We start from the raw sequence: 23,584 nt of genomic DNA on the forward strand, positions 1-23,584 counted from the left end.
ATGGTGCAGCCTGGCGGACCGATGGCCTGGCGTCGCCCCGTTTGGCGGCGGTACTGGGTTCGAGGGCGCACGGTGGCGAAGCGTTCCCCCTTTCGCACCGGCAAGCCGGGAAGATTCAGTCTAGACCCGCGACACAAGGCCCCTTGGGCCCGATTGTTCTATGCATATGTTGCGATTTGGAATTCGCCCTATAACCAGATGGCCTATGGGAGACGAACGGCATCCACGCGCCATGGGTCGCCACTATCGGCCGGATAGCCAGGGCGTATTTCCAAGGTGCCGAACGCCTTCCATACTTGCCCAACCCAGTGCCTCCGCACCCTGCCATCGGAGGAATGCCATGCTGACCGTTGGAGACCGACTGCCAGCGTTCGACCTGCTGGCCGTGGACCAGGATTCGGAACACGCCCCAAGCCCCGAGACCGCGTTCAAGCGGCTGAACCAGGACAGCTTTCCCGGAAAATGGAAGGTGCTGTTCTTCTGGCCGAAGGACTTCACCTTCGTCTGCCCGACGGAGATCAAGGCCTACGGCGAGCTGCTGGAGCAGCTCAGCGACCGCAACACCCAGCTGATCGGCGCCTCCACCGACAGCGAATTCGCCCACCTGGCCTGGCGCCGCAACCATCAGGAACTCAAGGGCCAGAGCTTTCCCTGGCTGGCGGATATCAAGCACGAACTGGCCGGCGCGCTAGGCATCATCGACCGCCAGGAGGGCGTGGCCCTGCGCGCCACCTTCATCATCGATACGCGCAATGTGATCCGCCACGTCTCGGTGAACGACCTCTCCGTCGGTCGCAACCCCCAGGAAACCCTGCGCCTGCTGGACGCCCTGCTCACCGAGGAACTCTGCCCCTGCAACTGGCACAAGGGCGAGGCGACTATCCACTTCTGAGTGTGTGAGCCCATTCACTCGCGAAACGCCGGCCTTGCGCCTGGAGGCCGGCTGCCAGGCCCCTTCCTTGTCAGCCCCTGGCCCCCGATCTACGCTGCTGAATGCGACCAGCGGTCAGTGCACCGCCCGCTGCGACGCGCCGCCAACGGCCAGCAGTCCCGCCGAACGGCTCCGCACGTTTCGTACACCAGGAGTCGAACATGCCCTCGTTCACACCCGCCTTTCTGTCGTTTGCCGTCAGCTGTGCCTGCCTCATCGCCTCGGCCCAGGCCGCCGAACCCCTCAAGCAACTGGGCGAGGGTGAAGGACAGGTGGATATCATCGCCTGGCCCGGCTACATCGAGCGGGGCGAGACAGACAAGAACTACGACTGGGTCACCGCGTTCGAGAAGGACACCGGCTGCAAGGTCAACGTGAAGACCGCCGCCACCTCCGACGAGATGGTCAGCCTCATGGCCAAGGGCGGTTACGACCTGGTCACCGCCTCCGGCGACGCCTCGCTGCGCCTGATCTTCGGCAAGCGCGTACAACCCGTGAACATCGCCCTGATCCCCAACTGGAAGACAATTGACGAACGTCTCCAGGACGCCCCCTGGCATACCGTGAATGGCCAGCACTACGGCACGCCCTACCAGTGGGGCCCGAACCTGCTGATGTACAACACCAAGCTCTTCGCCAAGGCCCCGGACAGCTGGGCCGCGGTCTTCGAGGAACAACAACTGGCCGACGGCAAGAGCAACAAGGGGCGGGTCCAGGCCTACGACGGCCCCATCTACATCGCCGACGCCGCCCTCTACCTGAAGTCCACCAAGCCGGAACTGGGCATCCAGGATCCTTACCAGCTGAACGAGGAGCAGTACGCGGCCGTGCTCGACCTGCTGCGCAAACAGCACAGCCTGGTCCACCGCTACTGGCACGACGCGACCGTGCAGATGAGCGACTTCAAGAACGAAGGCGTGGCCGCCGCCAGCACCTGGGGCTACATGGCCAACACCCTCAAGGCCGAGGGCCAGCCCGTGGCCACCGTAGTGCCGAAGGAAGGCGTCACCGGGTGGGCCGACACCACCATGCTGCACGTGGACGCCAAGCACCCCAACTGCGCCTACAAGTGGATGAACTGGTCCCTGGAGCCCAAGGTACAGGGCGACCTGGCCGCCTGGTTCGGCTCCCTGCCGGTGGTGGCCCAGGGCTGCTCGGCCAGCGAACTGCTGGGCCCCGCAGGCTGCGCCACCAATGGTTACGACCAGTTCGACAAGATCGCCTTCTGGAAGACCCCGGAGGCCCAGGGCGGAAAATTCGTGCCCTATAGCCGATGGACCCAGGACTACATCGCAATCATGGGAGGACGCTGAGCCGGCTGCGCGCCCCGAGGGCGTCGTTGCGTCCTCGCTCGACGCTCGCCTACCAACAGGTATGTCTCGCGTCTCGCTGCGGGGCGCCTAGCCCTCGGGACGCTCGCTCGGCTCGGTGCAACGCTCGAACAGTCACCCCTCTCCCTCCGGGAGAGGGGCCGGGGGAGAGGGAAGCCGGGGGCCGCGCGCTCCCCGGCGCCCTTCGAAACCAATGCGGAGTTGCACATGACCACAGCCGTGCAGTTCACCGATGTCTGCCGCCACTACGGCGATGTGAAGGCCGTGGACCGGGTATCCATCGAGATCCGCGACGGCGAGTTCTTCTCCATGCTCGGGCCTTCGGGCTCGGGCAAGACCACCTGCCTGCGCCTGATCGCCGGATTCGAGCAACCCACCTCCGGCTCCATCCGCATCCACGGCGAGGAAGCCGCCGGGCTGCCGCCCTATGAGCGGGACGTGAACACCGTGTTCCAGGACTACGCGCTGTTCCCCCACATGAACGTGCGGGACAACGTCGCCTACGGCCTCAAGGTGAAGGGCGTCGCCCGCGCCGAGCGCCTCCAGCGCGCCGAGGAGGCCCTGGCCATGGTGGCCCTGCCGGGCTACGGCGAGCGCAAGCCGGCGCAGTTGTCCGGCGGCCAGCGCCAGCGGGTCGCCCTGGCCCGCGCCCTGGTTAACCGTCCGCGCGTGCTGCTGCTGGACGAACCCCTGGGCGCGCTGGACCTCAAGCTGCGGGAGCAGATGCAGAGCGAGCTGAAGAAGCTGCAGCGCCAGCTGGGCATCACCTTCATCTTCGTCACCCACGATCAGGGCGAGGCACTGTCCATGTCCGACCGCGTGGCCGTGTTCAACAAGGGCCGCATCGAGCAGGTGGACAGCCCGCAGAACCTCTACCGCCAGCCCCGCACCCGCTTCGTCGCCGAGTTCGTCGGCACGGCCAACGTGCTCCACGGCGAGCTGGCCCGACAGCTCACCGGCAACGCCGCCGCGTTCTCCCTGCGCCCGGAGCACCTGCGCTTCGGCACGGCGAGCGACGACGAATTGCAGGTGGAAGGCATCCTCCACGACGTGCAGTACCTGGGCGCCAGCAGCCGCTACGAAGTCCACCTCGACGGCGGCGAGCGCCTGGCGGTCAGCCTGCCCAACGGCGAGCGCCTCGACGGCGCCCGTCCCGAGCCCGGCCAGCGGGTGCGGGCCTGCTGGCCCCGCAGCGCCATGGTCGCCCTCAGCGAGTAGCCCATGGACGCCGTCATCATCCGTCGCCCGACGGGCCCCATGAGGGGGTTGTCCAGCTTCCTCTACCGGCGCTCCACCCTCTACCTGCTGCTGCTCCTGACGCCGCCCCTGCTCTGGTTCGGCGTGGTCTACGTCGGCTCGCTCTTCGCCCTGCTCTGGCAGAGCTTCTACACCTTCGACGACTTCACCATGGCGGTGACGCCCGACCTGACCCTGGCCAACTACCAGGCCCTGTTCAACCCCGCCAACTACGACATCATCCTGCGCACCCTGAGCATGGCCGTGGTGGTCAGCCTGGCCAGCGCGGTGCTGGCCTTCCCCATCGCTTACTACATGGCGCGCTACGCCTCGCCCCGCGAAAAGGCCTTCTTCTACATCGCGGTGATGCTGCCCATGTGGGCCAGCTACATCGTCAAGGCCTACGCCTGGACCGTGATCCTGGCCAAGGGCGGGCTGCTCTACTGGCTGATCCAGAGGCTGCACCTGGAGGGCCTGCTGAACCTGCTGCTGGGCCTGCCCGGCATCGGCGGCAACACCCTGTCCACCTCGCACCTGGGACGCTTCCTGGTGTTCACCTACATCTGGCTGCCCTTCATGATCCTGCCGATCCAGGCGTCCCTGGAGCGCCTGCCGCCCTCGCTGCTGCAAGCCTCCGCCGACCTGGGCGCCCGCCCCCGGCAGACCTTCTTCCAGGTGATCCTGCCCCTGGCCTTCCCGGGGGTCGTGGCCGGCTCCATCTTCACCTTCAGCCTGACCCTCGGCGACTTCATCATCCCGCAACTGGTAGGCCCCAGCGGTCTGTTCATCGGCACCATGGTCTACGTCCAGCAAGGCTCGGTGGGCAACATCCCCCTGGCGGCGGCCTTCACCCTGGTGCCCATCCTGCTCATCGCCCTCTACCTCACCCTCGCCCGCCGGCTGGGAGCCTTCGATGCACTCTGAGCGAGCGGCCTGGGGCCTGCGCCTGGCGGCCTGGGGCGGGCTGGTGTTCCTGCATTTCCCGATCCTGGTGATCCTGCTCTACGCCTTCAACACCGAGGAATCGGCCTACAGTTTTCCGCTCAAGGGCTTCACCCTGGAATGGTTCGCCGTGGTGGGCGGCCGCGAGGACGTGCTGCAAGCCATCGTCCTGTCCCTCAAGATCGCCTGCCTGGCCACCGCCATCGCCATGGTCCTGGGCACCCTGGCAGCGGCGGCGCTCTACCGCCGCAGCTTCTTCGGCAAGGAGAGCATCACCCTGATGCTGATCCTGCCCATCGCCCTGCCCGGCATCATCACCGGCATCGCCCTGCTCTCGGCCTTCAAGACCCTGGGCATAGACCCGGGCTTCTTCACCATCGTCGTCGGCCACGCCACCTTCTGCGTGGTGATCGTCTACAACAACGTCATCGCGCGCTTTCGCCGTACCTCCCAGAGCCTGATCGAAGCCTCCATGGACCTGGGCGCCGACGGCTGGCAGACCTTCCGCTACATCATCCTGCCGAACATCGCCACGGCGCTGCTGGCGGGCGGCATGCTGGCCTTCGCGCTGTCTTTCGACGAAATCATCGTGACCACCTTCACCGCCGGCCATGAACAGACCCTGCCCCTCTGGCTGCTCAGCCAGCTCAGCCGCCCGCGCGATGTGCCGGTGACCAACGTGGTGGCCCTGCTGGTGATGCTGGCCACCATGCTGCCCATCCTCGGCGCCTACTACCTGACGCGGGGCACCGAGACCGTGGCGGGCGGCGGCAAATGAAAACACTCCCGCAGAGCCCCCTTCCCCAGATGGAAGAAGGGCCGAATGGCATTCGACCGAGGACCCCACCATGCAAACCCAACTGCTGATCAACGGCCAGTTCGTCGCCGGCGAAGGCCCGGCCTTGGACGTGCTCAACCCTGCCACCGGCGCCGTGCTGGTGCAGATCCCGGAAGCCGGAGAAAGCCAGGTGGATGCCGCCGTGCGCGCCGCCGACGCCGCCTTCGAAGGCTGGGCGCGGACTTCGCCAAGGGACCGCGCCACCCTGCTGCTGCGCCTGGCGGACCGCATCGAGGCCCACGCCGAAGAATTCGCCCGGCTGGAGTCGGACAACTGCGGCAAGCCCTACGCCGCCGCCCTCAATGACGAGATCCCGGCCGTGGCCGACGTGTTCCGCTTCTTCGCCGGCGCCAGCCGTTGCCTCACCGGCTCCGCCGCCGGCGAATACCTGCCGGGCTTCACCTCCATGATCCGCCGCGACCCGGTGGGCGTGATCGCCTCCATCGCGCCCTGGAACTACCCGCTGATGATGGCCGCCTGGAAACTGGCCCCGGCGCTGGCCGCCGGCAATACCGTGGTGCTCAAGCCCTCGGAGCAGACGCCGCTCACCGCCCTGCGCCTGGCGGAGTTCATCGCCGAACTCTTCCCGGCCGGCGTGGCCAACATCGTCCTCGGCCGGGGTCCCAGCGTCGGCAGTCCGCTGGTGTCCCACCCGCTGGTGCGCATGGTCTCCCTCACCGGCTCGGTGGGCACCGGCAAGGCCATCATCCGCAGCGCCGCCGACAGCGTGAAACGCACCCACATGGAACTGGGCGGCAAGGCACCGGTAATCGTCTTCGACGACGCCGACCTGGCCGACGTGGTGGCCGGCATCCGCACCTTCGGCTTCTACAACGCCGGGCAGGACTGCACCGCCGCCTGCCGCATCTACGCCGGCCGGAAGATCTACGACAACTTCGTGGCCGACCTGGCCAGCGCGGTATCCAGCCTGAAGACCGGCCTGCAACAGGACCCGGCAACCGAGCTCGGCCCGCTGATCACCCAGGCGCAGCGGGATCGCGTGGCGGGCTTCGTCGAACGGGCCGGCGCCCTGCCCCATGTCCAGATCGCCACGGGCGGCAAGCCCGTGGCCGGCAGCGGCTTCTTCTACGAACCCACCGTGGTGGCCCATGCGAAACAGGACGACGAGATCGTGCAGCGGGAAGTCTTCGGCCCGGTGGTGACGGTGACGCCCTTCAGCGAGGTGGACGAGGCCGTGCGCTGGGCCAACGACTCCGACTATGGCCTGGCCTCATCGGTCTGGACCCGCGACGTGGGCCGCGCCGCCGCCGTCGCCTCGCGCCTGCAGTACGGCTGCACCTGGATCAACACCCACTTCATGCTCACCAACGAAATGCCCCACGGCGGCTTCAAGCAGTCCGGCTATGGCAAGGACCTGTCCATGTACGGCCTGGAGGATTACACCGTGGTGCGGCACGTGATGATCCGGCATTGACCGCCCCCTTCGCGGGCACGAATCGACAGGGTGCACCCTGTAGGAGCCGGCTTGCCGGCGAATGGCGCGGATCGATTCGCGGGCAAGCCCGCTCCCACGGCGAATCGACAGGGCGCACCCTGTAGGAGCCGGCTTGCCGGCGAACGGCGCGGACCGGTTCGCGGGCAAGCCCGCTCCTAGAAAGCGAGGTCCAGCCAGCGCCGGTAGAAGCCCTCGGCCACCTGGTTCAGCGCCCTCACCTTGCGTGGCAGGTCGTCGAGCATCCTCGCGATGCCCTGCTGGCTGGGCTGGGTCTCGTCCAGCAGGTGGGCCCAGTCGGTGAGCCAGACACGCACCAGTTCCTCGGTCATCTCCGGATGCCCCTGCAGGGCCAGCACCCTGTCGCCCCAGGAGAAGCCCTGGTTGGGGCACCAGGGGCTGTCCATCAGCCACTGGGCACCCTCGGGCAGATCGAAGGTGTCGCCGTGCCACTGGAAAATGGAGAACTCCCGGGGCAGATGCGCCATCCAGGGGTTGTCGGTGGCCAGGGCGCGCTTCTCCAGCGGCTGCCAGCCGACCTCGGTGTAGGGCATGCGATGGACCGGCGCGTCCAGGGCGCGGGCCAGCAGTTGGCCCCCCAGGCAATGGCCGATCAGGGGCACGTCGCGGGCGATGAAGTGCTTCAGTGCGTCGACCTCCGCCCCGATCCAGGGCAAGGGGTCGTTCACGCTCATGGGCCCACCCATGATGGCCACGGCCTTGGGGCGGTCCAGGTCATAGCCGTCCAGCTCGCCCAGGTCCGTCCGCAGCACGGTGAAGTCGCGCTGCTCGCGGTCCAGGACGGTCGCCAGGTGGCCGGGTGGGCAGAAATCCACGTGGGTGAGAATCAGGATATCGGTCATGGGGTCGTCTCCGTTGGCGGAGTCTGAGGCAAAGGCCATGCCGAGGTCGAGTACCGGAAATCCGGGGGTTTGCAGGGAATCCACGGCCGGTGCGGGGAAGGAAAAGTCAGCCGGGACTGTGACGGGAATGCCCGGTTCGCGACGGACGCGCCGCCGCGAACCGCAAGGGCTTCAGGGTTGCTTGGCGGGAATTTCCTGGGTCACGCCCCAGCCGTCCAGCACCCCACCCAGGGGCACCACCAGGGCCTCCAGGTCATGCTCGAAATCACCGATGCCCGCGTGGGTGGCATACATCACCTTGCTCACCTGCAGGTGCCAGGCCCCATCGGCACGGACCGACACCTGGGCATTCAAGGACTCGCCGCGAAAATTCCGCGCCGCCATTCGTGCCCGGTCCTCGTCGGGGAAAATGGCGTAGAACTCGATCGGATGGACCCGGGCGAAATCGAAACCACCCTCTTTCATGCGGCGCAACAGATTGGTACTGACATCATCGTGGAAGGCTGTGCTCATGAAACGACCTCCTCTAGGCGATGGATGAGTGTTCCGCTTCTACCGCTATTCAGGAAACCGGAGGATCCGGCTTCGCGACACCCTGCGGTGCCGCCCCCCAGGGGCCCGCCGTGCAGACGCAACGCCACGCCCCGACCAGGTCCCGAGCGGACCCGGCCGCTGTTTCACTCGAAGAGTGAGAATGCAGCTTCAATTTGCAGGGTAGCGCCCCGTTTGCCGGTCTGCCGAAAACCTGGACAAGTTGTCGCAAAAGCGGCGACCAGCGGCCCTCACCCCCCCGGCCGAGCCCCCCGTTGCCGACGGACGAAGTCGGCAACGCTGGCCAGCGCCCGGTCCGCCGCGTGCAGCACCCCGGCATGGGCCTGGAACACATGCCAGAGTCCCGGATACCGCTCCAGGCGTACCCAGCCACCGGCCTCCCTCACCCGCTCCGCCAGGCGCAGGCTGTCGTCCCGCAGGATTTCGTCCTCCGCCACCTGCAACAGCAATGGCGGCAGGCCCGCCAGGTCGTCGAACAGCGGCGACAGGGCCGGATCGCGCCTATCCATGCCCGGCGGGCAATAGAGGTCGGCGGCCTGGGCCACCCAGGCCGGGTTGATCAGTGGGTCCCCCGCCGATGGCGCGTGCAATGCCTCGCCGCTCATGTCGGTGACCGGCGAGAAGCACAGCACTCCCGCCGGCGACGGCAAGCCCTGGCGGCGGGCCTCCAGCGCGCAGAGCAGGGCCAGGTTGCCGCCGGCCGAATCACCGCCGATGAAAAGGCGCGAGGCCGGGTGGCCGGCCGCCAGCAATTCGCGGTAGGCCGCCACGGCATCGTCACGGGCGGCGGGAAAGGGATGCTCCGGGGCCAGCCGGTAATCCAGCGCGCACACGGCGATGCCGGCGCCCTTGGCGAGGTGGCCGGCGATCGCCCGGTGCGTCGCCGGGGAGCCGGTCATGAAGGCGCCACCGTGCAGGTAAAGCAGCACCCCATCGGCGCCCTCCGGCGGCCGGTGCCACTCGCAGGGCCGGCCGCCCAGCCGCCCGGTTTCCCTCGCCAGGCCACGGGGCGCCAGGGTGCTTGCGGTCAGGCCGCGCAACAAAAGACGCTGCCAGGGCACCGGCGTCGGCGGCCGCATCAGCCCCCGGAACAGCAGCCGCAAGCTGACTCGCAGCACGGCCCGCAGCAGGGGCTGGCCAGGGTCGGGAGCGGTGAAATCAACGGGTGCATTCATAGCGGTCCAGCTCCAGTCGGCGGGTGAGTTGGCGATAGGTGAAGGTGAAACCGGGCCAGTTGGTGGTGTTGCGACCGTCGGCGGTCTTGTACCAGCTGGTGCAGCCCTGCTCCCAGACGGAATGGCGCACCTCTCGCTGCAGGCGCTGGTTGAAGCGGCGCTGTACCTCGGGCTTGAGGTCCAGGTAGCGAACCCCCTGGAGCGCGCGGATGCCGTCCAGCACATAGGGGAACTGGCTTTCCAGCATGTAGATGATCGAGTTGTGGCCCAGGTTGGTGTTGGGTCCGTAGAGCACGAACAGATTGGGGAAGCCGGTCACGCTGATGCCCAGATAGGCCTCTGCGCCTTCCCGCCAGGCCTCGTTCAGGTCGCGGCCAGCGAGGCCCCGGATCGTCATGGGCGCGAGGAAGTCCGTGGCGGTGAAGCCGGTGCCGAGGATGATGGCGTCCACCTCGATGCGCCGGCCATCGCGGGTGATCACCGCGTCCGTCGTCACCTCGCGGATGCCGCCATCCTCCAGCGCCACATTGGGGCGCTCCAGGGCCGGGTAGAAATCGTTGGAAATCAGGATGCGCTTGCAGCCCAGCGGATAGTCCGGCACCAGCCGCCGGCGCAGCTCCGGGTCGGCGATGCCGCGTCGCAGGTGCCGCTCGAAGCGCCCCCGCATCAGGCTCATCAGCGACGGAAACACCGTGAACGCCAGGGCCCGCGATTCATGATGGATGTACGTGAGCAGCCGGTCGACCTTCTGCAGGACAGGCAGGCGCCGCATCAGCGCCAGCTCCCAGCTGCGGTAGGCGCGGTCCGGCTTGCGGATCACGTAGGGCGCCGAACGCTGGAACACCGTCAACCGCGCAACCTGCGGGGCGATCTGCGGCACGAACTGGATGGCGCTGGCCCCCGTGCCTATCACCGCCACGCGCTTGCCCGCCAGGTCGTACCGGTGGTTCCAGCGGGCCGAGTGGAACAGCTCGCCCCGGAAGGTCTCCAGCCCCGGAATCGTCGGCCAGGCCGGGCGATTGAGCTGGCCGCAGGCACTCACCAGCGCCCGAGCGCGAAAGCGCTCCCCGGCGCGGCTATGCACCTCCCAGGTGCCGCTGGCCTCGTCGAACACCGCGCCTTCCACCTCGCAACCGAAGCGGATCTGCCGGCGCAGCCCGTACTTGGCGGCGCAGTGCCGCAGATAGGCGAGGATCTCCGCCTGGGGCGCGAACTTGCGTGACCAGTCGGCCTTGGGCTCGAAGGAAAAGGAATAGAGGTGGGAAGGCACGTCGCAGGCTGCGCCGGGGTAACCGTTGTCACGCCAGGTGCCGCCGATCTCGTCGCCCTTCTCGAGGATCAGGAAATCCTCGATGCCGGCCTTGCGCAGCTGGATGGCCATACCGAGGCCACCGAAGCCGGCGCCGATGATCAGCACCCGCAGTGGGACCCCGTGGGAACTGTTCTGCATTCTTATCATCCCCCGTCATGCTGCGGGAGATGCTAGATCGACTGGCCTCGGGCGGGAATGGCCCAACGCGCCAGGGGAGCTCTTTTTTGGGACAGGCGTACCGCTTTTCGTGATCGGGGTAAGGGGAAGGCCCGGATCGACCTCCCCTGCGTCCCGGGCTCAGCGGCCGGCGCGGGACTCGCGGATATAGAAGCGGGCTTTCTGCGCCTTGTCGGTGCACCCTTCGAAGGACTCGAACTGTTGCTCGGTCTTGGCGGCGGTCAGCAGGCTCAGTGCCTTGGAATAGCTCACGGCTCCGGAAAAGCCTTCGGCCTTCGCCATGTCCAGCTCCTGCCAGGCGGCATCCAGTTCGGACGCGCAACTGCTGCGGTAGGCCGTCTTGCCGGCGCACCCCACCAGAACGAGGGCCATCAGGGGCAGGCAGATCCAGGCTTTCATCGATAAACACTCCCGTTGTGAAAATGACCAGAGTCTAGTGCCTCGATAGACGCTCCGACAGCGGGAAGATTCAACTTCGTGGACGGATCGGCATCACGACGAAACGCCCTGGGACGGCCCTTTGCCGTCTTGGCGAGGCACCGGCGAGAGGCGTATCGTCAAAGCTTCTGCAAAAGGGGCTGCGGATGAGCAAGCGTGTCGCACTGGTACTGGGTTCGGGGGGCGCACGGGGCTATGCCCATATCGGCGTCATCGAGGAAATCGAAGCACGGGGGTATGAAATCGCCTGCATCGCAGGCTGCTCCATGGGCGCGGTGGTGGGTGGCATCTACGCCGCCGGCAAGCTGCGCCAGTACCGCGAATGGACCGAAAGCCTGGACTACCTCGACGTACTGCGCCTGCTGGACGTGAGCTTCCGTCTCGGCGCCATCCGCGGCGAAAAGGTCTTCGGGCGCATTCGCGACATCGTCGGCGAAATCAATATCGAGGAACTGTCCATCCCCTACACGGCGGTGGCCACCGACCTCACCAACCAGCAGGAAATCTGGTTCCAGGAAGGCTGCCTGCACCAGGCCATGCGCGCCTCGGCGGCCATTCCCAGCCTCTTCACCCCCGTCGTCCAGGGCAGCCGCATGCTGGTGGACGGTGGCCTGCTCAACCCGCTGCCCATCATTCCCGTGGTGTCGAGCCACTGCGACCTCATCGTCGCGGTCAACCTCAACGCCACCAACCAGCGGGAATACCAGCTGCCGGTGATCGACCGGCCACCGGCCGTCAAAAGCCGCGTCGACCTGCTGATGAACTCCCTCAGCTCACGCCTGCCCTTCCGCAAACGCGGCAACGGCGAACCCCACGGCCTGCTCGACCCGGAAAGTCTGCCCGGCGGCAACCCCTGGCTGGAAGACGCGGCGCCGCAAATGCAGCAACCCGCCGCCGCCCCGGAAACCGACGGCGCCCCCCGCTCCGCCAGCGGCTCGGAAGTGATCGCCAACGTCGGCCCCGCCTCCCTGCTGGACCTGGTCAACCAGAGCTTCGAGGTCATGCAGACCTCCCTCGCCCAATACAAGATCGCCGGCTACCCGCCGGATATCCTCATCAACGTGCCCAAGCGCGTCTGCCGCTTCTTCGAGTTTTACAAGGCCCCGGAGCTGATTCAGCTGGGACGGCAGATTGCGCGGGACACGCTGGAGCGGTTCGAGCAGGGGCGGTGAACAAGTAATCGAAAAGTCAGATCAGCCAGCGGCCCAATCCTCTACGAGAAGACCAGGCACACGCAGAAACTCCCGTGTGTTGTTGGTGACAACAATGCAGCCGGTGGAGAGTGCGTGCCCTGCAATTCCGGTGTCGTTCGGGCCGATCGGCGTGCCTGCCTTCAGCAACTGGGCCATCAAGTTCGCAGAGGCCTCAACGGCCGTATCGTTCCAGGGCAGAATTTCGTCCAGGCGCTGCACCAGGGCATCGATCCAGGCCGTCAACGCCTTGGGCGCGCGAGGCGAGGCGGCGCCGTAGCGAAGCTCGGCGTAGGTGATGGCCGAAATCACCAACCGATTGCCGGCAGCGGCAGCGCACTGCAGACGCTCCAACACCTGCGGCGGGTTCTTCCGGATGATGAACGAGCAGATATTCGTATCCAGCATATAGGTCACGACAGTCGGCATCCCGGGTCAATCCTCGCGTTCAGAGAAGTCGACCCGGCCTGGCTCGATGACCGCAGGACGATCCGCCAGGAAGTCCGCCTCGATGGGCTCCATCGTCGCCAGGCTGCTCCAGGAGGGGCGCGACGGCCGCAGCGTCAGCGTGTCGCCTTCACGGGTCACGATCAACTCGGTCACGCCGTGGAACTCCATGTCCCGGGGGATTCGAATGGCCTGATTCCGACCATTGCGGAACAACGAAACAGTGATAGTGGCCATGGTTAGCCTCCTCGTTTCAAATCGAATAATCCTCAGCGCTCAAGATTAGCATATGCCAAGCATATGTTTCGACGCAGCGAGCCTGGGACCTTTCGACGCGGCGGCTGGACCTCAGTTACCCCCCCCCTGCTGGGGCACGATCTCCCTCGTGCCCCCTCATCACCCCAGCTCACAAAGCCTTCATTTCAGCGATATCACGCACCACCTGATCTGCGGAGTGGTCGAACATTGCCTGCTCCTGGGCATCCAGAGGCAACTCGATCACCCGCACAATCCCTTCCTCGGCCAGCACACAGGGGACACCCATCGCAATATCCGTCCGCCCGTACTCGCCCTCGAGAATCGCCACCGCCGGCAAGATGCGGTTACGCCCATTGGCGATGGCATCCACCATCTGCGCGATGGCCACGCCCGGGGCATCGCAGGCGCTTCCCAGCTTCTTCAATCCCAGAATCTCGCCGCCACCCTGACGTGTGCGCTCCACGATCCGCTCTATCTGCTGGCTGGACAGGAAGTGGGACAGCGGCACCGAACCGACCGTGCAGTAGCGCATCAGCGGCACCATGCTGTCGCCATGCCCGCCCAGCACCAGCGCCGAGATATCCCGAGCGGAAAACCCTGTCTCCTCGGCGATGAAACACTTCATGCGTGCTGTATCCAGCACCCCCGCCTGCCCGAACACCCTGTCGCGCCCCAGCTCACTGAGGCACCAGGCCCGATAGGTCAGTACGTCGACCGGGTTCGACACCACCAGCACCGTCGCCGCCGGGGCATGACGATTGATGTCCCGCATGATGCTGTCGAGAATTGGCAGATTGATACTCAATACATCCTGGCGCGACTGGCCCGGCTTGCGGGGCACACCCGCCGTAATCACCACCAGCTCGGAGTCCTGCAGCAACTCGGCATTGCCCCCGCCACAAACCCGGGTATCGGAGCCTGACTCAACGGCCGCCTGCCAGACGTCCAGCGCCTTGCCCTTTGCCAGCTCACCCTGCACATCGATCATCACCAACTCACGACAGAGCTCTTCCCGGGCGATGATCTGGGCTGCCGCCTCACCCACCATTCCGACACCCACGATCGATAGCTTTTTCATCTCACACCTCACACCATCCCGCGGCGCGTGCCACCCGCAGCACGTCTACCCTTGCAGGACAGTATTGCCCGCTGACGCAGAACGACCACCCGAAGGTGGCGAAAGGTATCGCTGATGGGCAGTCGGCCAGGTCCGGAGCGGCCATCCATGCGGGCAGCTAGACTGTCGCCAGGCCAGTGGATTTGGTTGACGTGGATCAAGCGCCCCGGAGCTGCTGGCGCTAATGTCGAGCTAATTTTCATGACGGGCTGAGCAGATGATCTGGTTCCGGAGCCATCAACGCGCGCTGCTCCGCATGGCCCTGGTGCTGTGGGCGCTGGCGTTCGGGGTTGCGGTAAGCCATGGCTGCCTGTCCTATCCCGTGCATGACCTCGCGCTGGCTCACGCGGACATTCCGACCAGCCTGCATGATTCGGCGCACCAGCTTCATGCCAGTGGCTGCCTGCAATTCTGCGAAGACAGCGCGTCAGCACTCAATCCGGCGCCTAGCCATCTTCTACTCGAACAGGCCTTCTGGGGCGCGCTGCTTGCGCTTCCCTTCCTCTTCCTGACAGCCGTCATCCCCATGCGCTTCGGCGCACTCGCCATTCGCCTGCCAGCGCCTCCACGGCCACCGGCACGTCTGAGCTTCGTCCGCTTCAACGATTGACCCTCCATTCGTGCGCCCGGACTTTCGGACGCCGTCTTGCTGCGCCTGCTCGACGCCGGCGTTGCCCGATTCATCTCACCCCTTGAAACAACCGGAGATCGCCATGCAAATGCCCATCAAATCGTTCGTCGCCGCACTGCTGATCAGTAGTCCACTGCTCGCCGCGGCCGTCGAGGAACATCATCCCGACCAGGCCCCGGCGCAAGCCGCGAGCCAGTCGGCCCCCGTCCAGACCGAGGCCCAGAACCAGGCCCGGGAAAAGGCGATAGCCGAGCAAGTGGAAAAGATGCAGGCCATTCACGACAGGATCGCTGCTGCCAAGACCCCGGAGGAGCGCCAGGCGGCCATGCGCGAGGGCATGCAGGCGATGAAGGACGGCCTCGGCATGATGCAGAGCGGCTGCCCCGGGCAGGGCATGGGAGGGCGTATGGGAATGATGGACTCGAAAATGATGGAGATGATGATGCAGATGATGGGCCAGCAGGCCGGCATGATGGGGCCGCAGTCGGGCATGCAGGGCATGCCTATGCCGGCACCTGCGGAGCAGCCGCCCCAGAAGCCCGCCCAACAGTGATTTGCCGAGACCCGCTGCTGGCCTTGTGAACGGCCGGCAGCGGGACATCCCGCCTCCGCTCCTGGAGAAAGCTCATGAACGCGTCGGATCCATCCCACCCGCAGCCACCCTTCTGGCGCAGCACACCCGGCATCGCCACAGGCATGTTGCTGGTCATCGCCCTGTTCTACCTGGCCCGAGAGCATTACGGCCATGTCTCGCTGTTATTGCCCTACGCCATCTTGCTGCTGTGCCCGCTGATGCACCTGCTTGGCCATCATCGCGGTGGCCACGGCCGTCATGGTGAGACCGACGACACCACCAAGGGCGGCAGGAGCGGCTGACTCATGCACAGTCACGAGCCTGCGCACTCACGCACACCCGCCGGGAAGGACACCTCGGCCGTCGAGGTGAAAGACCCGGTATGCGGGATGGTGGTCAGTGCAGACAGCCCCCACCGACTGCAGCACGCCGGGAATACCTACCGGTTCTGCAGCGAAAAGTGCCTGTCGAAGTTCAGGGCCGAACCGGAACGCTATGGCACAGGCACAGGCACAGGCACAGGTGCGGACGCGGTGAGTCCAGCGTCCGTTGCGAGCGCTACCTGGTACACCTGCCCGATGCACCCTGAAGTCCGCCAAGCGGGGCCTGGAGTCTGTCCGAAGTGCGGCATGACCCTGGAGCCCGAACTACCGGAACTGGAGCAGGAGGAGAACCCCGAGCTCAGGGACTTTTCCCGGCGCTTCTGGGGGACCCTGCCGCTGACCGGCATCGTCACGCTGCTGGCCATGGGCGGACATGCCTTGAACCTGTTCCACGGCGCCATGCAGAACTGGGTCGAACTGGTGATCGCGAGTCCGGTCGTGCTCTGGGCTGGGTGGCCCTTCTACGTTCGCGGAGTGCGCTCGGTGATCCAGCGCAGTCCCAACATGTGGACGCTGATCGGCCTCGGGACTTCCGCCGCCTATCTCTACAGCGTCGTGGCCACCCTGGCACCGGCGGCCTTCCCGGCGAACTTCATGATGGAAGGCCGCATCGGCGTCTACTTCGAGGCTGCGGCCGTCATCATTTCACTCACCCTGCTGGGGCAGATGCTCGAACTCAAGGCGCGCTCGCAGACCTCCGCCGCCATCAAGGCCCTGCTGGGCCTGGCGCCCCGAACGGCGCGACGGATCAACGCCGACGGCAGCGAAGAGGACATCCCCCTGAGTCACGTGCACCCGGGTGACCGGCTGCGCGTCCGCCCAGGCGAAAAGGTTCCGGTCGACGGCCTGGTCCTGCAGGGTGAGAGCGCCGTCGACGAGTCAATGCTGACGGGCGAGCCCATTCCGGTACTGAAACGGCCCGAGGACACCGTGATAGGCGCCACCCTCAACACCCACGGCAGCCTGGTGGTGCAAGCACAGAAAGTCGGCTCGGCGACCGTCCTCGCGCAGATCGTCCAGATGGTCGTGCAGGCGCAGCGCTCGAAGGCCCCCATGCAGCGACTGGCTGACGTGATCGCCGGCTATTTCGTACTGGTCGTCATCGCCATCGCGATTCTGACCCTGTTCCTATGGGGCCTCTGGGGACCGACGCCCGGATGGGTGTTCGGCCTGATCAATGCGGTGGCGGTGCTGATCATCGCCTGCCCCTGCGCACTTGGCCTGGCGACCCCCATGTCGGTGATGGTGGCTACCGGCAAGGCTGCCGGCAGCGGAGTGCTGTTCCGCGATGCTGCGGCCATCGAGAACCTGCGCCGGATCGATACCCTGATTGTCGACAAGACCGGCACCCTTACCGAAGGTCGGCCGTCCTTCCAGGGCCTTGAGGTGGCCCCCGGATTCACTGCCAGGGACGTGCTGCGGCTGGCCGCCAGCCTGGACCAGGGCAGCGAGCATCCCCTGGCGCATGCCATCGTGGAGCAGGCCCGCGCAGAGGGCCTGGCGTTGAGCGCAGTGGAGGCGTTCGAGAGCGCCTCCGGGATCGGAGTGCGCGGACGCGTAGAGGGACGGACCCTGCTGCTGGGCAATACCGCGCTGCTGGAGGAAGCGGGCGTGCCCTGTGAAGCCCTGCGGGAGAGGGCCGAACAGCTACGCAGCGATGGGGCGAGCATCATCTACCTGGCGGTGGATGGCACGGCAGCCGGCCTGCTGGCCGTGGCCGACCCGATCAAGCCGACCTCCCGGCAAGCCGTCGAGCGCCTTCAGGCCGTAGGCGTCCGGGTCATCATGGCGACCGGCGACGGGCCGACGACAGCGCGTGCGGTGGCTCGCCAGCTCGGCATCGAGGAGGTGCATGGCGAGGTCAGGCCACAGGACAAGGAGCGCCTTGTCGCCGCGCTGCAGCAGGAGGGACGCCGGGTGGCGATGGCCGGAGACGGCATCAACGACGCACCGGCCCTGGCGCGCGCCGATGTCGGCATCGCCATGGGTACCGGCACTGATGTCGCGATGAACAGCGCGCAGATCACCCTGGTCAAGGGCGACCTGCTCGGCATTCTCCGCGCCCGCAGCCTCTCCATGGCGACCGTACGCAACATGCACCAGAACCTCGCCTTCGCCTTTGCCTACAACGCCATGGGTATTCCGCTGGCGGCCGGGCTGTTCTACCCGCTGACCGGGCACCTGCTGTCGCCGATGGTGGCGGCGCTGGCCATGAGCGTGAGTTCGGCATCGGTCGTCTTCAACGCGCTGCGCCTGCGCAAGGCTTCGCTCGGCGACCAGGTCCGACAGGCTTGACCTTGCCACCATGGCAAGGTCGAAGATGAATTCAGGTCCCACGCCGGGTCAGCCGGTGTCTTGGGTAGAGAAGTTTACTCGCTGAGGAGTCGCCAGGATGAAAAGTATCGAACTGCGGGTTGAAGGCGTGAGCTGTGCTTCCTGTGTTCGCCACGTGAATGCCGCGTTGGCGTCGGTCGCCGGAGTGACCGAGGTATCGGTCGACCTTGCGGCGGGCCGGGTGCGCGTCGGCGGCGACGCCGATGCCCGGTCGCTGCTGGCCGCCCTGCAGGACGCAGGCTACCCGGCCAGACGCGAGGCCCCGGAGGACGTCGGAACGCAGGGCTGCGGCGGCAGTTCCTGCTGCTGTCACTGAATGCAGGATGCTTCTTCCCCAGCGACGCCGGGCCGCGTCGGGGCTGTTTCGAGCGGGATTACCACACTATCGGCCAGGTGCGATGACAACACGAAGGCGCCTGGCGAGATTGGCCGGCACTGATGAATAACCACTGGGAGGCGTCGCCATGGGTGCGCTGGAGAACCGCGTTCCACCGCTGCTGGTAGCGGGTCTGATCGCCCTGCTGATGGGCTTCGCGGCCAACTGGCTGCCGCGCCTCGAGCTGGTGTGGGCAGGACGGCTGGCAACCGCCTTGCCGGTACTGTTCCTGGGGCTCGCCGTGTGCGTGGCCGGCGTGCTGTCGTTTCGCCGCGCACGCACCACGGTCAATCCGCTACAGCCACAGCAGGCGTCTTCGCTGGTGGAGGCCGGCATCTACCGGTACAGCCGCAATCCCATGTACCTGGGCTTCGCCCTCATCCTGGCAGCCTGGGCGCTGGCCCTGGCATCGCCCCTTGCCCTGTTGGGCGTGCTGATCTTCGTGCTGTACATGAACCGCTTCCAGATCGCTCCTGAAGAACGGGCGCTCGAAGCGCTGTTCGGCGAAGCCTTCGATTGCTACCGCGCCCGGGTGCGTCGCTGGCTGTAAGCACGGGGCGCTCCCCGGAGGGCGCATCAGGTGAGTGCATGGGTCAAGGCGGAGGCTCGCCGAGTAGAGGATTCAGGACGCCGCCAGTTCGTTTGGTGTGAAACGCTCGCTCGCGTCCATCCGCACACCGCGCAGGTGCGCGGTTTCCTGGTGGTAGTCGTAGAGCGGCTCGGCGAAGTAGCTGATCAGCAGGGTACGACGACGAGCGCCGAGGAGGTTGAGGCTGCCGCCATGAACCAGATCGACGTCGAGCACCAGGATGTCGCCCGCAGCGCCTGCTAGCTGCACCGAGCGGGATTCATCGTTGAAGTCGAAGGGCGGCTCGTCCGGTACGGGCCGGTGGCTGCCAGGGACGATGCGGGTGGCGCCATTGTCGGGGCCATAGTCGTCGAGGAACGCCAGGGCGATGGCCATGTCGCCGGGGCGCTGGGCCGACAGGTCGCGGTGCAGCCGCTGGTGACCGCCACCCGCAAGCGGCTCGCGCCCTTCGACCTGAGCGAGGAAGAAGCGCTCGCCAATGAGTGCTCCCACCACCGCCAGCAGCGCCGGCAGGCGACACACCGCCTGCACCCCGGGATCGAGGTCCAGCATCGAGTGGCGCCAGTCCATGCCACGGGGCACGGGCCATTGGCTCGACGGCTTGACGCCCGCATCGAACACGGCGCGAAGCTCATCCAGACTCTCGGCCGGTATGGCCTGGCGGAGCAGCGCATAGCCGTCACTGTGGACCTGCTGGCGTTCGATCATGGCGTCCTCGATTTCCCTGTCAGAGACGTGTTTTAGCAGAGCGGGCCGGCGAAGAGTGGGTGATTCAGCGACAAGCAGGTCGATTGGGTGAACCGGGTGCGCAGCCGGACGGATCGACTCCAGGGCGGCCAGGACCTGCAATCCGTGCGCACCGATCGGGATGAAAGGCATGGCGCTTTCGCAGATATGTCCTACACCTGTAAGCATGGAAGAACGACGAACGATCGAAAGGAGTCGACAGGCGGTATCCCGCCCACGTCCCCCTGTTCCTGATCCGATTCCTCTCTCCAGTCCTCATTCCCGGCGTATCGACGGGGCCTGAACCTGCTCGTTCGTCTGGCGCCGCCAAGGAGGTGCAGCACGCCCTACCGAGTTCCACCGTGAAGCCGGTCCCGGCCATAGTGCCGAGCCCCGGGCCAAGAAGAAGAAGGAAGCCCTGGTCGGGCGGGCAGGTCCCGAACGGTGCCAGGCGTTTCGCAATCAAGGAGATGATCGATGAACCAGCCTCAAGGAACGCTTGCCGGATTGGCCATGACGGCCACCCTCCTCTCTGCCGCCGCCCAGGCGGGCACCTACCCGGACTATGGCTACGCGCCGCCGGACAGCTACAAGGGCCCCACCTTCACACTCAGCCAGAGTTACCCCGCCACGCCTCCCAAGGACGGGCTGCCGGCCTTCTTCAAGCAGTTGCCAGCCAAGCCGGACAACAACTTCGAGACTTGGCGCGCCTACATGGACGCGGTGAAGGACTACTGCCTGGAAGGCAACGTGGAAGCCGACTGGTACGTGGAGAACAACAAGGTACGCGACTGGTATCACATGCCGTGGCAACACTATGGGCCGCTGGGTCGCGAGGGCATCCACGGCATGACCAAGGAAGCGCAGATCCAGTCCAGGCAGTTGGCGAGCACCCAGGTCGCCACCGGCCAGACCTACGCGGTGGGCATCTACAACGATATCGGTGCCTACACCATCGGCCAGGTGTGGAAGGACCCGCAGAGCCCGGACCCGAGCTACACCTCCAAGCCCAACAGCTTTGCCAACGGCACCGTGGTGTGCAAGGCGCTGTTCGCGGACATCGACCGCAGCACCGTGCCCTTCCTGGTGAACCCGGTCCTCTGGACGGGCTATATCACCGAGACCTTCCAGTCGGCCAACCGCACGGTGCGGGACGTGGCGCTGATCCAGATGGACATCGCCGTGCGTGATACACGCATCAGCGACACCGGCTGGATCTTCGGCACCTTCCAGTACAACGGCGAGAAGACCGGCAAACCCGGTTGGGACAACCTGGTGCCGGTGGGGATCATGTGGGGCAACGACCCGGAGGTGACCAGCAACGACTTCACCAACCCGCAGCCGACGGAAACCCGGATCAACCCCGCGCTGAAACAGACCGCCATCAACGCCAACACCGAGGAGCTGCCGCCCACGCACCTGGGCTGGAACGGTCGCCTCAACGGCCCGGTGGACAACCCGAACAGCGCCTGCATGAGCTGCCACATGACGGCCGAGTCGCCGCAGCTGGCGATCATGAACCCGCTGTTCCAGGCCGATCCGCCGCCGGTGGGCTCGCCGGATTGGATGAAGTGGTTCCAGAACATCCCCGCCGGCCAGCCGTTCACCCCGGGCACCCGCAGCACCGACTACAGCCTGCAGATGTCGGGTGGCCTGGTGAATTTCTACCAGTGGAAGTGCGACATGAGTGGCATCTACGCGGACGGCTCCAACGCCTGCGCGAAAGTCGCCAGCATGAAGCTGAAGATGGCCCGGCCGAGCGACACCGCGCCCCAGGACGCACCGCGCGTCATGCGTGATCCGAGCCTGGAGCAGTTGTTGGAGTGATCCGCCGTTCCCCTCCGGGCACACCGCGCCCGGAGGGCTCTGGTCTGGCCGGTGGACAGGGCGCCGTCCCGAGGTGCGTCCTGCGCACCTCGATGGGTTTCACTGCGCTCTGCGCCATCCTGCGAGAGGCACCTTGCCGCGCGGGGTGCGGCTAGAAGATCGACCAGCCAATGCGCTCTGAGAGTTTCTCCAGGGCGGCCATGCCGGCCAAGGAGTTGCCGGCCTCGTTGAGTTCCGGCGACCAGACGCAGACGGTGAAACGGCCCGGCACCACGGCGACTATGCCGCCGCCGACGCCGCTCTTGCCCGGCAGGCCGACGCGGTAGGCGAAGTTGCCGGCTTCGTCGTAGAGGCCGCTGGTGGCCATGATGGCGTTGAGCTGCTTGGCCTGGCGCGGGGAGAGGATGCGTTCGCCGTCGTGGGGGCTGACGCCGTCGTTGGCGAGGAAGCTGAAGGCCAGGGCCAGGTCGGCGCAGCTCATCCGCAGGGCGCAATGGTGGAAGTAGCTGTGCAGCACAGCTTCCACGTCGTTGTGGAAGTTGCCGAAGGATTGCATCAGGTAGGCCATGGCGGCGTTGCGGGCGCGGTGCTGGTACTCCGAGCGAGCCACCACTTCATCGGACACCACGTGGGGATTGCCCGACAGGCGGCGGACGAAATCGCGCATGGAGAGGCAGGGCGCGGCGAAGCGGGATTCGTTGATGTCGCAGATGACCAGGGCGCCGGCGTTGATGAAGGGGTTGCGCGGCACGCCCCGCTCGAACTCCAGCTGGACCAGGGAATTGAAGGGCTGCCCGGAGGGTTCGTGGCCCAGGCGCTCCCAGATGGACTCGCCGGAGTGCTGGATGGCCTGCACCAGGCTGAACACCTTGGAGATGCTCTGGATGGAGAACGGGGTGCGGCCGTCACCGGCACTGTAGAGCTCGCCGTCATTGCTGTAGACGGCGATGCCCAACTGGTCCGGGGCGACACAGGAGAGCGCGGGGATGTAGCTGGCGACCTTGCCCTGGCCGATCAGGGGCCGGACTTCGTCGAGGATGTCGTTCAACAGCTCTTGCATGCTGGTCCTTCCGATTGCGGGCGTCTGCTGCGCCCATGGTCCTCTGGACGCCCGCCGGGACCGTCACGACACAGCCCGTTCAGGCCTCCTTGAGTCGGTAGCCGACACCCGCCTCGGTGACGATGAAGCGGGGGTTGGCCGGGTCGTCCCCGAGCTTCTGCCGCAGGTGCCCCACCACCACGCGCAGGTAGTGGGTGTCTTCGACGTGGGTCGGCCCCCAGATGTCCTTGAGCAGTTGCTGCTGGGTCACCACCCGCCCGAGGTGCCGCGCCAGTTGGGCGAGCACGGCGTACTCCTTGCGGGTCAGGGCCACCTCTTCGCCGTCGAGGGTGACGCGGCGGTAGGCGAAGTCGAGGCGCAGCGGGCCGCTGGCGATGCTGGCCTCCTGCTGTTCGCCGGGGCCGGCCTGGCGCAGCAGCACCCGCACCCGGGCGAGGAACTCCTGGATGCCGAAGGGCTTGGTCACGTAATCGTTGGCGCCACGGTCCAGGGCGAGCACCTTTTCCCCCTCGCTGGCCCGCACGGACAGCACCAGCACGGGAACCTGCGACCATTCCCGCAGTTCTTGCAGCACCTGCTGGCCGTCCATGTCCGGCAGTCCCAGGTCGAGCACCACCAGGTCGGGCCGGGCCAGCGCGGCCTGCTCCAGCCCTTCGCGGCCATTGGCGCCCTCCAGCACCCGGTAGCCCTGGGCGCTGAGGCTGATGCGCAGGAACTTGCGGATCTGCGCCTCGTCATCGATGACCAGGATGGTCGGTTGGTTGGTTGTCATGGGCAGGTCGTCAAATCCGTTGTCATCTCGGTGCATTGTCCATCTGTATGCG

At 66.4% G+C, this 23,584-nt stretch carries 25 protein-coding genes; 14 read left to right on the forward strand and 11 right to left on the reverse strand.

Going from position 1 to position 23,584, the window contains the following annotated elements; translation table 11 throughout:
• Positions 1-340: 340 nt before the first annotated feature.
• The 6 genes from KF707C_RS16860 (at position 341) to KF707C_RS16885 (ending at position 6,713) form a co-directional block, all read left to right on the forward strand.
• A complete protein-coding gene (locus KF707C_RS16860) occupies positions 341-892 on the forward strand; it encodes a peroxiredoxin (RefSeq protein WP_004422069.1) in 552 nt (183 codons plus the stop codon).
• Between the two features lie 200 nt (positions 893-1,092).
• A complete protein-coding gene (gene ydcS, locus KF707C_RS16865) occupies positions 1,093-2,244 on the forward strand; it encodes a putative ABC transporter substrate-binding protein YdcS (protein WP_096368043.1) in 1,152 nt (383 codons plus the stop codon).
• Between the two features lie 225 nt (positions 2,245-2,469).
• The gene (locus KF707C_RS16870) at positions 2,470-3,480 is read left to right on the forward strand and encodes an ABC transporter ATP-binding protein (RefSeq protein ID WP_003456060.1); all 1,011 of its coding nucleotides are present in this window, start codon (positions 2,470-2,472) and stop codon (positions 3,478-3,480) included.
• Between the two features lie 3 nt (positions 3,481-3,483).
• Entirely contained in the window at positions 3,484-4,422 is a 939-nt protein-coding gene (locus tag KF707C_RS16875; RefSeq protein ID WP_036993951.1) for an ABC transporter permease, read from the forward strand.
• On the forward strand, positions 4,412-5,218 hold the full coding sequence (locus tag KF707C_RS16880; protein WP_003456064.1) for an ABC transporter permease: 807 nt from the start codon (positions 4,412-4,414) through the stop codon (positions 5,216-5,218). The genes KF707C_RS16875 and KF707C_RS16880 overlap by 11 nt, the downstream gene beginning before the upstream one ends.
• A 70-nt stretch (positions 5,219-5,288) precedes the next feature.
• Complete coding sequence (locus KF707C_RS16885) at positions 5,289-6,713, forward strand: gamma-aminobutyraldehyde dehydrogenase (RefSeq protein WP_003456065.1); 1,425 nt, start codon at positions 5,289-5,291, stop codon at positions 6,711-6,713.
• A 176-nt stretch (positions 6,714-6,889) separates the two neighbouring features.
• Here KF707C_RS16885 and KF707C_RS16890 read toward each other — a convergent pair whose 3' ends face one another.
• From KF707C_RS16890 to KF707C_RS16910, 5 genes are all read right to left on the reverse strand, one after another.
• Complete coding sequence (locus tag KF707C_RS16890) at positions 6,890-7,594, reverse strand: type 1 glutamine amidotransferase (protein ID WP_003456066.1); 705 nt, start codon at positions 7,592-7,594, stop codon at positions 6,890-6,892.
• A gap of 171 nt (positions 7,595-7,765) precedes the next feature.
• Positions 7,766-8,107 carry a ribonuclease E inhibitor RraB gene (locus tag KF707C_RS16895; protein WP_003456068.1) on the reverse strand — a complete coding sequence of 114 codons (342 nt, stop codon included), beginning with the start codon at positions 8,105-8,107 and terminating at the stop codon, positions 7,766-7,768.
• Between the two features lie 269 nt (positions 8,108-8,376).
• A complete protein-coding gene (locus tag KF707C_RS16900; RefSeq protein WP_003456072.1) occupies positions 8,377-9,321 on the reverse strand; it encodes an alpha/beta hydrolase in 945 nt (314 codons plus the stop codon).
• Complete coding sequence (locus tag KF707C_RS16905; RefSeq protein ID WP_003456074.1) at positions 9,305-10,771, reverse strand: flavin-containing monooxygenase; 1,467 nt, start codon at positions 10,769-10,771, stop codon at positions 9,305-9,307. Before KF707C_RS16905 ends, KF707C_RS16900 begins: the two co-directional genes overlap by 17 nt.
• 159 nt (positions 10,772-10,930) lie before the next feature.
• Positions 10,931-11,209 carry a hypothetical protein gene (locus tag KF707C_RS16910; RefSeq protein WP_003456076.1) on the reverse strand — a complete coding sequence of 93 codons (279 nt, stop codon included), beginning with the start codon at positions 11,207-11,209 and terminating at the stop codon, positions 10,931-10,933.
• 185 nt (positions 11,210-11,394) lie between these two features.
• Between KF707C_RS16910 and KF707C_RS16915 the strand changes: the two genes are divergently transcribed.
• Positions 11,395-12,420 (forward strand): patatin-like phospholipase family protein, encoded by a 1,026-nt coding sequence (locus KF707C_RS16915; protein ID WP_003456078.1) that lies wholly within the window; start codon positions 11,395-11,397, stop codon positions 12,418-12,420.
• A 21-nt stretch (positions 12,421-12,441) separates the two neighbouring features.
• On the opposite strand, the gene KF707C_RS16920 is transcribed toward KF707C_RS16915, so the two are convergent.
• The 3 genes from KF707C_RS16920 to KF707C_RS16930 all read right to left on the reverse strand — a co-directional run bounded on the left by KF707C_RS16920 (position 12,442) and on the right by KF707C_RS16930 (position 14,221).
• The gene (locus KF707C_RS16920) at positions 12,442-12,867 is read right to left on the reverse strand and encodes a type II toxin-antitoxin system VapC family toxin (protein WP_003456079.1); all 426 of its coding nucleotides are present in this window, start codon (positions 12,865-12,867) and stop codon (positions 12,442-12,444) included.
• Positions 12,868-12,873: 6 nt separating this feature from the next.
• Entirely contained in the window at positions 12,874-13,122 is a 249-nt protein-coding gene (vapB, locus tag KF707C_RS16925) for a type II toxin-antitoxin system VapB family antitoxin (RefSeq protein ID WP_003456080.1), read from the reverse strand.
• A gap of 169 nt (positions 13,123-13,291) precedes the next feature.
• Positions 13,292-14,221 (reverse strand): malate dehydrogenase, encoded by a 930-nt coding sequence (locus KF707C_RS16930; RefSeq protein WP_003456081.1) that lies wholly within the window; start codon positions 14,219-14,221, stop codon positions 13,292-13,294.
• A 256-nt stretch (positions 14,222-14,477) separates the two neighbouring features.
• Here KF707C_RS16930 and KF707C_RS16935 point away from each other — a divergent pair, with 256 nt between their 5' ends.
• The 6 genes from KF707C_RS16935 to KF707C_RS16960 all read left to right on the forward strand — a co-directional run bounded on the left by KF707C_RS16935 (position 14,478) and on the right by KF707C_RS16960 (position 19,108).
• Positions 14,478-14,870, forward strand: a complete 393-nt coding sequence (locus KF707C_RS16935) for a hypothetical protein (RefSeq protein ID WP_036993955.1) — start codon at positions 14,478-14,480, stop codon at positions 14,868-14,870.
• A 103-nt stretch (positions 14,871-14,973) separates the two neighbouring features.
• A complete protein-coding gene (locus tag KF707C_RS16940) occupies positions 14,974-15,444 on the forward strand; it encodes a hypothetical protein (RefSeq protein ID WP_003456085.1) in 471 nt (156 codons plus the stop codon).
• A gap of 74 nt (positions 15,445-15,518) precedes the next feature.
• Positions 15,519-15,767: a DUF2933 domain-containing protein gene (locus tag KF707C_RS16945; RefSeq protein ID WP_036993957.1), complete on the forward strand. Its 249-nt coding sequence runs from the start codon at positions 15,519-15,521 to the stop codon at positions 15,765-15,767.
• Between the two features lie 87 nt (positions 15,768-15,854).
• Entirely contained in the window at positions 15,855-18,143 is a 2,289-nt protein-coding gene (locus KF707C_RS16950; protein WP_394296140.1) for a heavy metal translocating P-type ATPase, read from the forward strand.
• A gap of 97 nt (positions 18,144-18,240) precedes the next feature.
• Positions 18,241-18,498: a heavy-metal-associated domain-containing protein gene (locus KF707C_RS16955; RefSeq protein WP_036993959.1), complete on the forward strand. Its 258-nt coding sequence runs from the start codon at positions 18,241-18,243 to the stop codon at positions 18,496-18,498.
• Between the two features lie 148 nt (positions 18,499-18,646).
• A complete protein-coding gene (locus KF707C_RS16960; protein WP_003456090.1) occupies positions 18,647-19,108 on the forward strand; it encodes a methyltransferase family protein in 462 nt (153 codons plus the stop codon).
• Between the two features lie 72 nt (positions 19,109-19,180).
• Here the strand turns inward: KF707C_RS16960 and KF707C_RS16965 are convergent, their stop codons facing one another.
• A complete protein-coding gene (locus KF707C_RS16965) occupies positions 19,181-19,855 on the reverse strand; it encodes a phytanoyl-CoA dioxygenase family protein (RefSeq protein ID WP_003456092.1) in 675 nt (224 codons plus the stop codon).
• A 495-nt stretch (positions 19,856-20,350) separates the two neighbouring features.
• Here KF707C_RS16965 and KF707C_RS16970 point away from each other — a divergent pair, with 495 nt between their 5' ends.
• Entirely contained in the window at positions 20,351-21,700 is a 1,350-nt protein-coding gene (locus KF707C_RS16970; RefSeq protein WP_003456093.1) for a hypothetical protein, read from the forward strand.
• A 151-nt stretch (positions 21,701-21,851) separates the two neighbouring features.
• Here the strand turns inward: KF707C_RS16970 and glsB are convergent, their stop codons facing one another.
• Together glsB and KF707C_RS16980 are read right to left on the reverse strand one after the other, a co-directional pair.
• Positions 21,852-22,760, reverse strand: coding sequence for a glutaminase B (gene glsB / locus KF707C_RS16975; RefSeq protein WP_003456101.1), 909 nt, complete (start codon positions 22,758-22,760; stop codon positions 21,852-21,854).
• 79 nt (positions 22,761-22,839) lie between these two features.
• Positions 22,840-23,532: a response regulator gene (locus KF707C_RS16980; RefSeq protein ID WP_003456103.1), complete on the reverse strand. Its 693-nt coding sequence runs from the start codon at positions 23,530-23,532 to the stop codon at positions 22,840-22,842.
• Positions 23,533-23,584 lie beyond the last annotated feature (52 nt).

This window comes from Pseudomonas furukawaii (genome assembly GCF_002355475.1).
Classification (GTDB): Bacteria; Pseudomonadota; Gammaproteobacteria; order Pseudomonadales; family Pseudomonadaceae; genus Metapseudomonas; species Metapseudomonas furukawaii.

Excerpts from the sequence above, each read along its gene's own strand:
- KF707C_RS16860 (WP_004422069.1), top strand. The coding sequence starts at position 341 with ATGCTGACCGTTGGAGACCGACTGCCAGCGTTCGACCTGCTGGCCGTG.
- ydcS (WP_096368043.1), top strand. The coding sequence starts at position 1,093 with ATGCCCTCGTTCACACCCGCCTTTCTGTCGTTTGCCGTCAGCTGTGCC.
- KF707C_RS16870 (WP_003456060.1), top strand. The coding sequence starts at position 2,470 with ATGACCACAGCCGTGCAGTTCACCGATGTCTGCCGCCACTACGGCGAT.
- KF707C_RS16875 (WP_036993951.1), top strand. The coding sequence starts at position 3,484 with ATGGACGCCGTCATCATCCGTCGCCCGACGGGCCCCATGAGGGGGTTG.
- KF707C_RS16880 (WP_003456064.1), top strand. The coding sequence starts at position 4,412 with ATGCACTCTGAGCGAGCGGCCTGGGGCCTGCGCCTGGCGGCCTGGGGC.
- KF707C_RS16885 (WP_003456065.1), top strand. The coding sequence starts at position 5,289 with ATGCAAACCCAACTGCTGATCAACGGCCAGTTCGTCGCCGGCGAAGGC.
- KF707C_RS16890 (WP_003456066.1), bottom strand. The coding sequence starts at position 7,594 with ATGACCGATATCCTGATTCTCACCCACGTGGATTTCTGCCCACCCGGC.
- KF707C_RS16895 (WP_003456068.1), bottom strand. The coding sequence starts at position 8,107 with ATGAGCACAGCCTTCCACGATGATGTCAGTACCAATCTGTTGCGCCGC.
- KF707C_RS16900 (WP_003456072.1), bottom strand. The coding sequence starts at position 9,321 with ATGAATGCACCCGTTGATTTCACCGCTCCCGACCCTGGCCAGCCCCTG.
- KF707C_RS16905 (WP_003456074.1), bottom strand. The coding sequence starts at position 10,771 with ATGCAGAACAGTTCCCACGGGGTCCCACTGCGGGTGCTGATCATCGGC.
- KF707C_RS16910 (WP_003456076.1), bottom strand. The coding sequence starts at position 11,209 with ATGAAAGCCTGGATCTGCCTGCCCCTGATGGCCCTCGTTCTGGTGGGG.
- KF707C_RS16915 (WP_003456078.1), top strand. The coding sequence starts at position 11,395 with ATGAGCAAGCGTGTCGCACTGGTACTGGGTTCGGGGGGCGCACGGGGC.
- KF707C_RS16920 (WP_003456079.1), bottom strand. The coding sequence starts at position 12,867 with ATGCCGACTGTCGTGACCTATATGCTGGATACGAATATCTGCTCGTTC.
- vapB (WP_003456080.1), bottom strand. The coding sequence starts at position 13,122 with ATGGCCACTATCACTGTTTCGTTGTTCCGCAATGGTCGGAATCAGGCC.
- KF707C_RS16930 (WP_003456081.1), bottom strand. The coding sequence starts at position 14,221 with ATGAAAAAGCTATCGATCGTGGGTGTCGGAATGGTGGGTGAGGCGGCA.
- KF707C_RS16935 (WP_036993955.1), top strand. The coding sequence starts at position 14,478 with ATGATCTGGTTCCGGAGCCATCAACGCGCGCTGCTCCGCATGGCCCTG.
- KF707C_RS16940 (WP_003456085.1), top strand. The coding sequence starts at position 14,974 with ATGCAAATGCCCATCAAATCGTTCGTCGCCGCACTGCTGATCAGTAGT.
- KF707C_RS16945 (WP_036993957.1), top strand. The coding sequence starts at position 15,519 with ATGAACGCGTCGGATCCATCCCACCCGCAGCCACCCTTCTGGCGCAGC.
- KF707C_RS16950 (WP_394296140.1), top strand. The coding sequence starts at position 15,855 with ATGGTGGTCAGTGCAGACAGCCCCCACCGACTGCAGCACGCCGGGAAT.
- KF707C_RS16955 (WP_036993959.1), top strand. The coding sequence starts at position 18,241 with ATGAAAAGTATCGAACTGCGGGTTGAAGGCGTGAGCTGTGCTTCCTGT.
- KF707C_RS16960 (WP_003456090.1), top strand. The coding sequence starts at position 18,647 with ATGGGTGCGCTGGAGAACCGCGTTCCACCGCTGCTGGTAGCGGGTCTG.
- KF707C_RS16965 (WP_003456092.1), bottom strand. The coding sequence starts at position 19,855 with ATGATCGAACGCCAGCAGGTCCACAGTGACGGCTATGCGCTGCTCCGC.
- KF707C_RS16970 (WP_003456093.1), top strand. The coding sequence starts at position 20,351 with ATGAACCAGCCTCAAGGAACGCTTGCCGGATTGGCCATGACGGCCACC.
- glsB (WP_003456101.1), bottom strand. The coding sequence starts at position 22,760 with ATGCAAGAGCTGTTGAACGACATCCTCGACGAAGTCCGGCCCCTGATC.
- KF707C_RS16980 (WP_003456103.1), bottom strand. The coding sequence starts at position 23,532 with ATGACAACCAACCAACCGACCATCCTGGTCATCGATGACGAGGCGCAG.